The following is a 13,780-nucleotide window of genomic DNA, read 5'->3' as shown; positions in this document are numbered from 1 at the left end:
TTATGTTTCAACGATTTTTATTAATTCTTAACCGACCTAGTAATAGGTTATGGATTGAACCTGCAGGGTGGGGGCTATTTGCTGTTCTATGGGTGCTTTTGGCCGATTATTTTGGGGGATTGATTCCTCAGGATTTCTTACCGACCATAAAATTAGAAACGGTTAATGGATTAATCGACATTCTTGCAAGTAGCATGCTTGCAGTTAGTACGTTCTCCTTATCTATTATGGTTTCTGCGGCAGCTTCTGCTTCAAGTGCTGCTACCCCAAGGGCTACGGAACTTGTGATGGGGGACGATAACACACGCAGGACCATTGCCACCTTTATTGCGGCGTTTATTTATGCCATAATCGCAAAAATTGCGTTAGGCATCGGGTATTACTCACCAAACGGCTTATTTATTCTATTTATAAGCTCATTGCTTATGGTTTTGCATGTGGTAGTGCGATTGATTATGTGGGTACGTACTCTTTCAGAGCTAGGTCGTATGGAAAATACGATTAAAAAAATCCATGACCATACGAAAATTTCTCTAACGGAGCACTATAAAAATCCAACATTGGGTGCGTGTTGGAATTTGGAGTGGAACGGTATTGAGCCCGTGACAGTGTATATGAAAGAAGCGGGATTTGTTGTAAATATCAATATGGCTGGTTTAAACAAACTTGCTGAAGATTTGGATATTTATATTGAAATTCTTACAAGGCCAGGTGATTTAGTATTTCAAGACACTCCGATTATGAGAGTAAATAAGGATTTAGAGACTGAGCTTAGAGATCAGCTTAAATCCACTATTCTTGTCGATAAAAAACGCAATTACAAACAAGACCCAGGTTGGGGATTTGTGGTGTTGTCGGAGGTTGCGGCTAAGGCATTGTCATCAGGGATAAATGATCAGGGAACTGCGATTCAAGCGATGCATAACATGATGGCTTTGGTCGTGGAACCATTGCCAGAGCAAGAAGAATGCAAATACGACCGCATTTATATGCCTCCAACAGATGCAGGGGAATGGATTAGTGAATTTATGCTTCCAATTTTAAGGGATGGTGCAAGTAGTCTTGAGGTCGGAATCGTAACGCAAAAAATACTTGCTGGTATTTCTAGAAATTCGCCAAATCCAGCTATTGTTCAACAAGCTCGTAAACTGGCTGAAGAAGCCCTTGAGAGACATGAAGCTGCTTGTGTATATAAAGAGGATTATTTAAAAATAGTCGATAAACACGAGGAACTTTTTGGCGAAGATAGGAATTCTGTAAAACAAAAAGATATATAAAGGTTAATAAAAATTAAGTTGGATATAAGCGAAAACCTATACCCAACTTAAATAAGAAGAGAATCCTAAAAAGCTAATACAAATTTGAAGACTTTATTTCTTTAACAAAATCTTCTGGCCCTTCAAATCCAACAATTCTCAATTTGCTTTGATTGCCTTCTTTATCAAAGAAAATCAGTCCTGGTGGTCCAAATAATTTGAAATTTTTAAGCAGATCTCTGTGATAGGCTTTGTTCGTGGTCACATCCGCTTCCACAACCTTAAACTTACTTAATTCTTCCTGAACCTTAGAATCGGAAAAGGTGAAGTGTTTCAGCTCACGGCAAGAGATGCACCATTCAGCTGAGATATAAAGCATCGTAGGCTTCCCATCAGCCACCGCACCCTTCAACTGAGACTCAAATTCCTCAATTCGCTCCACCTTAACGAAATTCAGAGCAGAACCTGAACCCCCCTCGCGAGAATCACCAAATAAATTCCCCACTACTGGCCATATCATCCAAACCGCTGCGGCCAATAATAGTATGCCGCATGCGGTTTTTACCTTTTCCATCCATTTACCAGCTTTTGGAAGCAGGGCATGGGAGCTACTACCCACCAATATCAACGATGTTCCTTGGCCCCATGCCAGAACAAAAAGAATTAGTGCACCAAGAGCCACATTCCCTGTTTGCGAAATAAAAAGCAACACCCCTGCCAATGGAGCCGCCACACAAGGTCCCGCAATCAAGGCCGAAATCATACCCATGACCATGGCTCCAACACCACTTCCCGCAGGCAGTTTGTTTTGCAAAACCGTTAGTTTGGTCTGAATCGAGCTTGGCATTTGAAAGGTAAAAACACCGAACATTGATAATGCAAACGCCACTAAAAATAATGCAAAAACCGCTACCACCCATGGATTTTGAATCCAATTAGAGAGGCTCGCACCGATGCTCGCAGCTAGCACACCTAAAATTGTATAAACGATACTAGTGCCAAGCACATAAAAAAGCGTAAGTCGTAGACTGCCTGCTGACCTTTTTTTCTCATATGTAGAGTCCGCAACCCTAGATGCAGAAACGCCTCCCGCACCAGTTCCAGCACCCGCACCAGCTCCAGCCATGACCATTGAACGCCCGCCCTGATGCCCAACTAAAACAGAAAGTAATATTGGAAGCATAGGTAGAACACACGGAGTAAATGATAGTAAAACGCCTAAAAAGAACGCCCCCAATACCATGATGGCAATGTTATTGTTTTGCAAAAAATCCGCTATGGCAATGTCATTGTTTTCAAATAATGCTCCGAAGGAAAACGCACCACTAGAGCCACTTGAGCTTGCGTTATCCGACCCATCAGACGCACCAGAACCGCCAGAACCGCCACTATCAGAACTAGCTCCCGTAGCACCATTTGAATCCTCCCACGATTCCTCACTCATAGGCACTTCATACCAAGTCTTCCCAGCCCGACTCTCGTACAATGCTTCAGGCGATTCTACTTGCCCTTTAATCTCTTTTCTTTTTGGCAATGTAATCTCATATCCATCTTTCATAGGAACAATTGGTACGTGAAAATAAGCAGGTGGGTAGCACAATCCAGCCTCTGCACATCCTTGAGAGCGTGCCTCTAGCGTAAATGCTTCTCCTTGAGGTGGCAATGCGAACCTAATCTCAACATTATCGTGATATACCTCTAGATCCTTGTTGAAAGTTGGGTCGAATTTAATGACACCTTCTGGAATTTTTGAAGGAGTAAGCTTCTCTACGTATTTTCCGTTTCTAATTACAGAGAACTCAAATTGCTCTCTGTACATGTAGTAATTCTGTGCGATTTCAAAAAATAGTCTGAGTTCTTTTCCGTCTACGATACTTGCATCTAATTTAAATGCTTGATTTGGTTCTAAAAATTCTTCTTGAGAATTTAGACCAGGACTTGAAAGCAATGACTTTTGGGCAACGGCATCATTGCCAAATTGAAAGTTAAAGCCAATAACTAAAAAAGCAAATAAAAATAAACGAAAAATTTTTCTCATAAATTAATAAATACGGATTTTAAATGCAACTATTATCGTAAAAATTTATCTGATACTAAAACACTATAAATAAATTGAATTGAATTTTACAAACGGATACTAGTTGCTTACAAATTAAATATTTTTCAAGAGCCTTGCGGCCTCAATCGCACTATATGTAAGGATTCCATCGGCCCCTGCGCGCTTAAAGCAGAGCAAAGATTCCATCATAACGGCGTCATGATTAATCCAACCATTTGCAGCAGCAGCTTTTAACATGCAATATTCGCCGCTGACCTGATAAGCAAATGTAGGCTTAGCAAACATATCTTTAACTTCGCGAAGAATATCTAAGTAGGGTAGGCCAGGCTTAACCATAACTAGGTCTGCCCCTTCTTGTATATCGGCTGCGACTTCATGAAAGGCTTCAAGTCTGTTTGCTGGATCGATTTGGTATGTATATTTATTTGATTTACCAAGATTGCTTGCAGATCCAACAGCATCGCGGAATGGTCCATAAAAAGAACTTGCGTACTTAGCGGAATAGGCCATTATTTTGGTATAAATAAGGTCGTTTGAGTCTAGTATTTCACGTACCTGTCCAATGCGTCCATCCATCATATCACTAGGTGCTACATAATCTGCGCCTGCTTGAGCTTGTGTTAGTGCCTGTTTACGAAGCACCTCTATGGTTTCATCATTTAAAACATAGCCATTTTCGTCGATGATACCGTCCTGCCCATGACTGGTGTAAGGGTCAAGGGCTACATCACACAATATGCCTAAGTCGGGAAATTCTTTCTTTAAACGAGAAACAACGGTAGGAATCAAGCCATCTGGATTACAAGCTTCAATACCATCTGGGGTTTTTAGATCCGATTCAATAGCTGGAAATAGGGCCATCACTGGTATACCCAGCTTCACACATTCTTCCGCAACAGGCAGTAGGCTCTCTAAACTATGCCTTACTACACCTGGCAATGATTCCACTGCCACTGGCTCTTTCTGCGAATCTTGAACAAATACAGGATAAATAAAATCGCTAGCATTTAAGTGATTTTCCTGTACAAGGCGACGTGAGAATCCGTCTTTACGGTTGCGACGAAGTCTTTGAGTTGGATATTTTGGTGGCAATAATGAATACATGGTCTTCTAGGTAAAAATAATTTATTTTAATTTTAATCCTTTGAAAGACCTAAATAATTCAAAATTGCTTCGTCCGCTTCTTCAATTCCTAAACGTTCTGTAGATGAGAAGGGAATAACTGTTAAATTTTTTATTTGTTTAATTGACTTACTAATTGCAAATGTAGTTGTTTTTCTCTGCCCATATGGAAGTTTATCTGCTTTCGTAAGTAAAACTAAAAGTGGGATTTCATAAGGTGCAATCCAATCAATTAGCATTTTGTCTAATGTTGTTAATCCTCTACGAATATCTATTAAAAGCACGACAGCCGCTAATGAAGAGCGAGTTCTTAAATAACTTCCTAAGGTCTCAGCCCATTCTTCCTTAGTATTTTGGGCTACGGAAGCGTATCCATACCCAGGAAGGTCAACTAAAAATGCAGAGGCCTGATCTGGATCTTCCGAGCTTGGTATTCCAAATAGGTTTATAAGTCTAGTGCGACCTGGGGTTTTAGAGGCATAGGCAAGTTTCTTTTGATTACATAAAACATTAATTGCGGAGGATTTTCCGACATTCGAACGTCCAACAAAGCAAACTTCAGGAACTGATGGCTCTGGAAGCTGCTTTAATTGTGAAGCTGATACAAAAAACTTAGCTTTGTGTAATAGTGACACTAAAACCTCTTATTAATTTCTAGGATAACTATTTTACTGTTATAGAGATAATTAACATATTAATACATTGTGACCTAATATTTTTTTATGAATTTTTGTAAAATATAGCCCATATATTATGTAGGTTGAGGTTTTATCAATGAAAAAATTATTAAAAGGTCTCGGCATAGCATTTGCATTTGCTACCTGTACGCAGACTGCACTAGCTCAAGATGCTACTATCACACCTGACCCTAAACGCGGTGAACTCTTATTTACTCAAGGAGACGTGAATCGTGGTGTTATCCCTTGCTTCTCATGCCATGGAGAGGGCGGTAATAGTGTGATTGCAACTCAACCTTCCTTAGCTGGTCATCCTGCTGGGTATATTGTTGCTCAGTTAAACAATCTTGACCTTACTCCAGAAGGCCCTCAAAAGCACCGTAATAACTACGAGGGTTTTACTAACTCTATGGTTATGATGGCTGTTGCACCAGCTCTTACTCCTCAAGATAGGGCGGATATTGCTGCTTATGTGTCAGGTTTGAAATTAACAGGTCCGGCAAAATCTCAAAATGCTGGGGATCTTGAATTTGTTCATAGAGGTCGTGAAATTTGGCGAGCTGGTATCCCTGAAAGAGGTGTTCCTGCATGTGCCGCATGTCATGGGGTTTCTGGTAAAGGTATGCCAGAGCAATATCCATTTTTAGCTGGGCAACATCCAGAATATTTATATGGTCAGTTGCGTGCATTCGCTGATGGTTACCGAAATAATGGTGGTACCGAAAATATGATGGGTACTATCGCTAATCGTATGAGTATTGCTGACATGAAAGCAGTGGCTGACTATGCAGCTGGTCTTAGATAGTTAAATTTTTAATTTGTCACACTCTCATACACCAAAGAAAAAACGCAATTTAAGGGGCGATATCATAGAGCTATTAGGCTCTATGAGATTTGCAGTTGCTTTCTTAGTTGTTATCTGTATAGCAAGTGCTATAGGTACTCTAATTGAGCAAAACCGTGAAGAGATTTTCTATATTGATCTTTTCGGCGTTTTTTGGGCCCAAGTCTTTGAGAAATTTGGTGTTTCTCAAATATACGATACCACGTGGTTTACAGTAATAATGGCCTTTTTGGTCATTTCTACTACTCTTTGTGTAATCAGAACTACTCCTAAGATTATGAAGGATGTCCGCTCCTTCAAAGAGTATGTCAAAAAGACAAGTATGCGGGCCTTTAAGCACAAAGTTGATATTAAATCCGATTTTAAACAAGCTGAACTTCAAGAAATGGTGTCTGCTTGGCTTAAGAATCATTCCTTTAAATTCAAAGTAAAAGACCAAGATGGAACTACTCTTTTAGCTGCACGTAAAGGTAGTTATAGTAGATTGGGTTATTTATTTGCCCATCTATCAATTATTGTTATTTGTATTGGTGGGCTTCTTGATAGTGATATACCAAATAGAATTTTAATAAATCTATATAATAAGCACCCCATTAGTTCAGAGCTTAGGTTTGTATCTGATGTTCCTGAAGCCTCAATATTTAATTCTAGAAATCCATCATTTAGAGGAAATATTTCAATCTCTGAAGGGGCTTCAGCAAATAATGCCATGCTTCAACTTGATGATGGGTTTTATCTTCAAAGATTACCATTTACTGTAAAACTTAATAAATTTATTATTGAGTACTACGAAACAAATGGTATGCCTAAACGATTTGCTAGTGACATAACCATTACTGATCACTTAAATAACGATAAGATTATCAATAAAATCGTTGAAGTAAATCACCCTTACACTATTCATGGAATTACTTTATATCAATCAAGTTTTCATGATGGTGGCTCTAAATTAACACTTACTGGTGTTCCTCTAAAAGGTAATACTAACGAGCCATTTGAGCTTAAAACATTTGTAGGAAAATCTTCAGAAATCAAATTTTCCTTTAAGGGCGAAGATAGGGTTTATAAATTAACTGTTGATGATTTTCGACCTATAAATGTAGAGAATATTAACGATACAAATAGCATGGCTAAAGAGAAATCTTTTCAAGAAAGAATTCTCGATGTAACTGGTGCGGCTCAAGATAAAAATGCTGCAAATCAGAGGAATGTAGGCCCTCTTGTTAAATACACACTTACTGATAAAAGCAATCAGTCCATCAAATACCAAAATTACATGCTTCCTATTGAGTTAGATGAGCAATTAATTTATTTATTTGGTGTCGAATATCCAGGACAACCTGGATTTAGGTATATTCGCATTCCTGCAGACGAAAATATTTCTTTAGATGAATTCCAAGCTTTTAGGGCTGCTTTTAGTGATGCAGCTTTAAGAGCTAGAGCTGCTCGAGCATATAGCAATAAGGTAAAAGATGATAGATTAGAGAAGGCGGCCATTGCCACCCTTGCAGAGAGAGCTCTTAAAGTATTCTCCGAAAATGGGTTTAAAGGGGTGGAAGATTTCGTTAACGGAGTAGGGATACCAGAAGCCGAGAGAATTCCTGAAAGAATTCGAGAGCCTATGAAACAAATAATAGCAGAGTATTTAATTTTTGCTTCTGTTGAATTGCGTACACTTGTGCGTGAAAGAATTGGAATGCCTAAAATTGAGTACGATAAGTTAGACCAAGAAGCTTATAAAAAATCTGCATTATGGTTTGATACAGCTATTAAAGCGATTTCAGATTTAAGTTTCTACCCTTCACCTATTGCCTTTCAAATTAAAGAATATAACCATATTCAAGCTTCGGTGTTACAAGCTACTCGTTCACCAGGTAAATGGATTGTATACTTAGGATGTGTATTCTTAATGTTTGGTATTTATCTGATGACCTATATCACTGAACGTAGAATCTGGGTGTGGATGACACCTCTACAAGATGGTGGAGTGCATCTTGAAGCCGCCATGAACAGTAAGAAAAACACGCTCGATTTCCATGAAGATTTCGAGGAATTTAAAAATGATTTTAAAGAGTTAGCGAGGACGGATTCACATGTCTAGCACTATTCAAACTAAAGTTCCATTAAATTCTGATAAATGGACCGTACAGAAAAAAATTAAATTAAAAGAAAAGACTTCATCACGAGGCATTACGCTGTGGGATATTGCATTTTTCTTATTGTTAGCCGCAGGAGCTGCATATCTATTAATGTATTGGCCAGATTCTATGAATATTTACGAGAAGTGGATATTGGTCGGTATGGTTATAGTATTATCTGCACTAGGTTGGTATTGGCCAGCTATTAGAAAAGTTGCCCTTATATCTGGATCTATGGCTTTATTAGCCATTGGAATGTACGACGGTAATATCGCAAATGGGGACCAGAAATTTTGGCTTAAATACTTATTATCTTCGCAATCATCCATACTTTGGATGAGTGCGATGTTTATCATTGCCACAGTCTCATACTGGCTTGGTTATTTTGTGGAACGTTTAAGCTGGATGGGCAGCCTATTTACATGGCTAGGTATAGGTCTTGGTTTTTCTGGGTTATTGGTTCGATGGCGTGAGGGGCATTTGATTGCCTATGAGTTAGGCCATATTCCAGTATCTAATCTTTATGAAGTATTTATTCTATTTGCTTTAATTACTACTCTTTTTTATCTATTCTACGAAAGACGATATCAAACTAGGTCACTTGGTGGCTTTGTTATGTTGGTCGTTTCAGCCGCAGTTATTTTCTTGTTATGGTATACGTTTGAACGCGATGCGGCAGTTATTCGCCCTCTAAATAATGCACTCGATAGCTGGTGGATGAAACTACATGTCCCTGCAAATTTTGTTGGTTATGGCACCTTTGCACTTGCAGCTATGGTTGGGTTTGCCTATATAGTGAAGCATCACGAAAATACAACTTCGTGGAAGTCATTACTGCCTGTATTAATAGTAGGTGCTATGTTAGTGGCAGAAGTATTTATATTCGGTAATCGCGGCAAAATTTCAATATTTTGGCTAGTCTATTTTGCAATAAGTTTAGTGCTTGTTGCAGGCATACTTATGATTCGCAAAAGACTTGCACGCAAATTGCCTTCTTTTGAAGTGCTAGACGATATTATGTATAAGTCGATTGCCGTGGGATTTGTATTCTTCACTATCGCTACAGTATTAGGGGCCTTTTGGGCGGCTGATGCTTGGGGCACATATTGGCAGTGGGACCCTAAAGAAACTTGGGCATTAGTTGTTTGGTTAAATTACGCAACTTGGCTTCACTTAAGATTTATTAAGGGTATGCGAGGATTAGTAGCCGCTTATTGGGCATTAATCGGATTGGTTATAACTACTTTTGCATTTATTGGAGTGAATATATTCTTATCGGGACTTCACTCTTACGGGCAGCTTTAAACTGTCAGCTTGACGCCTGAGAGGGATGAGCAAACTTCAGTTAGTTCAGTATCTAAGTCGTTCTTTCCCTCTCTTGTATTAACCCATTTTAAACCGTCGAATTTGTAATGGTATGCACCTGACTTAGAAGCTATCCACAACTCTTTCATAGGTGTCTGTATATTCAAAACGACTTGTTGTCCATTAAAATCAAGAGTTAGAACATTACCTTGACGAGAACAGTCTATATCTATATTTTCATCAATCCATTTTTCTGCTAAGGTTTCGATTTTTGTAAGATAATTATTTGCTTGTATTAAAAATTCTGATTCCGTCATTTTGATTTAAAACTTTGAAGATGCTTAATTTTACTAAATCCTCTATCAATAAGACCGTTTTAGCAATTATGCTTTTAGGGTTTTTGTCTGCTTGCGGCTATAAAACTGATCTACGAATTCCTACTGATGAAGAGCTTCAACAAGTAAAAGAAAGAAATGCAAGAATCAAAGCTAGAAAAGAGGCTCGTCGTTTAGAGGCTAAGAAAAAACAAGAAGCGAAAGCTATCCAAACTACAAGCAAACCAACAAATTAAGGATTTATTTTGCAATCTCCAATTTCATTTCCACATATACATTACAAAAACGGTTTTCTTTACGTAGAAAACCTTTCAGTTTCAGAAACAATTTCAAAAAAAAATGTGCAAACACCTTTTGTTCTTTATTCTAAAGCTGCATTAGATGAGGCTTGGTCAGCATATGGCAGTATTGCAAAAAATTATCCTAATACTTTAATTTGCTATGCCGTGAAGGCAAATTCTAATCTCGCAATACTTCAGTATTTTGCTCGTGCGGGTTCTGGATTCGATATTGTATCGGGCGGTGAATTATTAAGATGTTTGGAGATAGGGGCCGACCCGAAAAAAATTATATTCTCTGGAGTGGGCAAACAGGATTGGGAGATAAAACTTGCACTGGAGAGTGGTATTAAATGCTTTAATGTAGAGAGTGAGTCCGAACTCGAGCGCATTGCCACCATAGGGAGGGAAGCGGGTATTAAAGCTAAAGTTTCAATCAGAGTTAATCCAGATATCGATGCAAGAACACATCCCTACATATCTACAGGGCTTAAGGAAAATAAATTTGGTATTGAATTTTCTAGGGCTTTAGATATTTTTAAAAGGGCGGCTACTCTTGATTCTCTTGAGATTGTTGGTATTGATTGTCATATTGGCTCACAGATTTTAGAGACTGAGCCGTATCTTGATGCGGTTGATCGCGTGATTGATTTAATTAAAGCCCTTGTGCAAGCAGGGATTGAGCTAAAACATATCGATATCGGGGGTGGCTTTGGTATCCGATATTTGGATGAAAAGCCGCTAGATATTATCTATTTGCGTCAGGCACTCGACTCAAAGCTGCGGGAAGCGGAATTGGGCGATATGCAAGTAATTATGGAACCAGGCCGCTCATTAGTCGCTAATTCGGCGATTCTCGTGGCTTCTGTTATTGTGATCAAAAAGACTGAATTTAAGAATTTTGTGATTCTTAATGCAGGTATGAACGATCTTATTAGGCCAAGCTTATACGAAGCTTTTCATGGCGTGTTGCCTGTGATAGAACGGGATGGAGATACTGATACTTACGATATTGTAGGGCCAATTTGTGAGACAGGTGATTGGTTGGCTAAGGATAGAAATCTTAGCATTCAAGAGGGCGATCTAATTGCTATTGAGTCTGTGGGTGCCTATGGTACGACCATGGCCAGCAATTATAATTCTCGCCCATTTTTAGCCGAATATATGGTTGACGGTTCTGAGCTTTATCAAATTCGCAAAGCTCAGAACATTAAGGACATATGGAGTCTAGAACAAACTATTTAGATATGGCTTAAAGCACAACTCTAATTTGAGTTTGGAGTGATGGACTTAATTAAGTCACCGATTGCATCTGGTGCCTTAGGCCTTGTACTTATCGATGTAAATACTGGTGCTGTTAAGTTGTTAGTAGGAAGGCCATCGACTCCCACATTTGCGATTGCTTTTCCTGGAGGATACTCTGTTAAATAGTAATTACCTCCTGAAGCAATAATTCCCTTAGGTCTTGGAGCTGGTTTAGCCTGTGGTATGTCTTTTAGGGCAGTTTTCATAAATTCAATCCACATAGGCATAGCCAATCCACCACCAGTCTCACGATTACCCAATGGAGTTGGTTGGTCAAAACCTAGCCATGTAACACCTACCAACTCTGGGGTATATCCAACAAACCACGCATCCACAGAACGGTTAGTTGTACCAGTTTTTCCGTGCAAATCACGACGTTTTAGCTGTACAGTTGACCTTGCAGCTGTACCAGAGGTAGCAACGCCATGAAGAAGATTATTCATAATCCAAGCTGTCCTTGCATCAATTGCACGATTCGCTTCATTTCCTGCTTTAATCGGCTGAGCTCGCATAATTACTACAGGTTCGTCTTCTTGAACATTTAAATCTTCAACATAATCGATAAGGTAAGGATTAATGCGGAATCCACCATTTGCGAAAATCGAATATCCAGTGGCCATTTGAAGAGGTGTTACACTTCCAGCACCCAAAGCCATAGTTAGATATGCACCTTTAGGAGGTTGATTCTTCATATCAAAACCCATGCGAGTTAAAAAATCAGCAGCATAATCAGCACCGGCTATTTTTAATACTCGAATTGAAATCATGTTTTTCGATTTATATAAGCCCCTGCGTACAGTTTGGCTTACAGTATAGTTATTCCCGTAGTTCTTCGGAGTCCATGGTTTGCCCCCTGTTTGACGTGAGGATAAAACAAAAGGTTGATCCGATATATTAGACTCAGGTGTAAGTCCTTTCTCTATACCAGCAGCATAAATAAATGGTTTAAATGTAGACCCTGGCTGCCTCCATGCTTGAGTGGTCCTATTAAATCCACCATTTGTAAAATCAAAGCCGCCAATCATAGCTTTAATAGCCCCATTATTTGGGTTCATGGCAATGAGTGCGCCTTGTACAATCGGTAAATTTATAATACTCCATACATACTCATCCTTCAGTTTAATCTGTTCTAGATATACTACTGAACCACGTTTAATTTTTACATTATCTTTAGCATTAGGTTTTAGAGCTCTTTGTACGGTTTTTAATTGATCTTTTTGAAGTTCAATTATCTCATCCTCGTTACGAACAACAACTACCTTAGTCGGACTTGCTTCCAGTACAAGAGCTCCAACTAATTCATCGTTATCTGGATATTTTTCGTGCATTCTTTCTAGAATTTCAACCATAGCTTCCTGATCTTTTTCTATATCTTTAGGAAGCTCTATGTATCCAGCAGGACCTGGATAAGGTTTGCGACGAGTATAGGACATAACCCCATTGCGAACAGCTCTATAAGCAGCTCTCTGATCCTCGGAACTTACTGTGGTCACAACTTTTAAGCCGCGTCCATATGTATTTTCTCCATACATTGAATAGATCAACTGTCTTGTAGTTTCAGCAACGTATTGACCAAATAGAGCGAAGTTTTTATCGCGTTCAACTTCAACCTCTTGCGGAATTAATGATTCTTTAAGTGCAGCATCCATCTCTGCTTGCGTTATAAAACCAAGTTCCTCCATCCTTCTAAGAACATATTTTTGACGGATTTTTACGGCTTTAAGATTTGTTCGAGGATTGGTGCGAGAAGGTGATTTGGGGATGGTAGCAAGTGCAGCCGCTTCGGCTAAAGTTACATCCGAAAGCGGTTTATTAAAGTAAGTCCTAGCTGCAGCTGCGAATCCATATGACCTGTGACCTAAATAAATCTGATTCATATAGAGTTCAAGAATCTGATCTTTAGTTAGTGTTTGCTCAATCTTGTAGGTCAATAACAACTCATAGAACTTACGAGTGAGTTTCTTTTCTGAAGATAAATAGAAATTACGTGCAACCTGCATCGTAATAGTACTGGCCCCTTGGCTATGTCTTCCTGAAGTAAGGTTGGCAAGCACTGCTCGTCCCATGGACTTCCAATCCACACCACCATGCTTATAAAATCCATCATCTTCAGCTGCAAGAATCGCCTGACGCATGACCATAGGAATTTCTTGGAGATTCAAAACATTACGTCTTTCGTCCCCATATTCACCTAATAGAACGCCATCACTAGAATATACATAAAGCGGTAGTCTAGGTTTATATTCCGTCATAGCACTTAAATCTGGCAATGATGACCATGTCAACTTGATTGCTAGAACGGCTATTAAAAGAAAACATAAACCTAAGCCCGCAACAAATACTAGGGGCTTAAGGATATATCGAGATAAGAAGGAACTCTTATTGGTTTTTGAGGGCTTCTTAGTTGTACTATTTACTTTTTTGCTCATATGGCAATTTTATCCTATAAGCATTATTTTTA

General features: G+C 39.0%; 11 protein-coding genes. 6 read left to right on the top strand and 5 right to left on the bottom strand.

All coding sequences use genetic code 11. From position 1 onward, the window contains the following. Positions 1 to 2 precede the first annotated feature (2 nt). Entirely contained in the window at positions 3 to 1,277 is a 1,275-nt protein-coding gene (locus TASI_RS07245) for a DUF2254 domain-containing protein (protein WP_014112114.1), read from the top strand. A 73-nt stretch (positions 1,278 to 1,350) separates the two neighbouring features. Here TASI_RS07245 and TASI_RS07240 read toward each other — a convergent pair whose 3' ends face one another. From TASI_RS07240 to yihA, 3 genes are all read right to left on the bottom strand, one after another. Beyond that, entirely contained in the window at positions 1,351 to 3,294 is a 1,944-nt protein-coding gene (locus tag TASI_RS07240) for a cytochrome c biogenesis protein CcdA (RefSeq protein ID WP_014112113.1), read from the bottom strand. Between the two features lie 114 nt (positions 3,295 to 3,408). Further along, on the bottom strand, positions 3,409 to 4,419 hold the full coding sequence (gene hemB, locus TASI_RS07235) for a porphobilinogen synthase (protein ID WP_014112112.1): 1,011 nt from the start codon (positions 4,417 to 4,419) through the stop codon (positions 3,409 to 3,411). Positions 4,420 to 4,451: 32 nt separating this feature from the next. Beyond that, positions 4,452 to 5,072: a ribosome biogenesis GTP-binding protein YihA/YsxC gene (gene yihA / locus TASI_RS07230; protein WP_014112111.1), complete on the bottom strand. Its 621-nt coding sequence runs from the start codon at positions 5,070 to 5,072 to the stop codon at positions 4,452 to 4,454. 139 nt (positions 5,073 to 5,211) lie between these two features. On the opposite strand from yihA, the gene TASI_RS07225 reads away from it, so the two are divergent. The 3 genes from TASI_RS07225 to ccsB all read left to right on the top strand — a co-directional run bounded on the left by TASI_RS07225 (position 5,212) and on the right by ccsB (position 9,401). Then, positions 5,212 to 5,919 (top strand): c-type cytochrome, encoded by a 708-nt coding sequence (locus TASI_RS07225; protein ID WP_014112110.1) that lies wholly within the window; start codon positions 5,212 to 5,214, stop codon positions 5,917 to 5,919. An 82-nt stretch (positions 5,920 to 6,001) separates the two neighbouring features. Continuing rightward, positions 6,002 to 8,059 carry a cytochrome c biogenesis protein ResB gene (locus tag TASI_RS07220; protein ID WP_044978167.1) on the top strand — a complete coding sequence of 686 codons (2,058 nt, stop codon included), beginning with the start codon at positions 6,002 to 6,004 and terminating at the stop codon, positions 8,057 to 8,059. Continuing rightward, positions 8,052 to 9,401: a c-type cytochrome biogenesis protein CcsB gene (gene ccsB, locus TASI_RS07215; RefSeq protein WP_014112108.1), complete on the top strand. Its 1,350-nt coding sequence runs from the start codon at positions 8,052 to 8,054 to the stop codon at positions 9,399 to 9,401. Before TASI_RS07220 ends, ccsB begins: the two co-directional genes overlap by 8 nt. On the opposite strand, the gene cyaY is transcribed toward ccsB, so the two are convergent. Further along, a complete protein-coding gene (gene cyaY, locus TASI_RS07210) occupies positions 9,398 to 9,718 on the bottom strand; it encodes an iron donor protein CyaY (RefSeq protein ID WP_014112107.1) in 321 nt (106 codons plus the stop codon). The genes ccsB and cyaY overlap by 4 nt on opposite strands. Positions 9,719 to 9,738: 20 nt before the next feature. On the opposite strand from cyaY, the gene TASI_RS07205 reads away from it, so the two are divergent. Continuing rightward, positions 9,739 to 9,972, top strand: a complete 234-nt coding sequence (locus tag TASI_RS07205; protein WP_014112106.1) for a lipoprotein — start codon at positions 9,739 to 9,741, stop codon at positions 9,970 to 9,972. 6 nt (positions 9,973 to 9,978) lie between these two features. Continuing rightward, complete coding sequence (lysA, locus tag TASI_RS07200; RefSeq protein ID WP_081462464.1) at positions 9,979 to 11,259, top strand: diaminopimelate decarboxylase; 1,281 nt, start codon at positions 9,979 to 9,981, stop codon at positions 11,257 to 11,259. Positions 11,260 to 11,279: 20 nt separating this feature from the next. Here the strand turns inward: lysA and TASI_RS07195 are convergent, their stop codons facing one another. Continuing rightward, entirely contained in the window at positions 11,280 to 13,748 is a 2,469-nt protein-coding gene (locus TASI_RS07195) for a penicillin-binding protein 1A (RefSeq protein WP_014112104.1), read from the bottom strand. Positions 13,749 to 13,780: the final 32 nt, after the last annotated feature.

The organism is Taylorella asinigenitalis MCE3 (assembly GCF_000226625.1).
Taxonomy (GTDB): domain Bacteria; phylum Pseudomonadota; class Gammaproteobacteria; order Burkholderiales; family Burkholderiaceae_B; genus Taylorella; species Taylorella asinigenitalis.
This window is presented reverse-complemented; position numbering and strand designations above follow the sequence as displayed.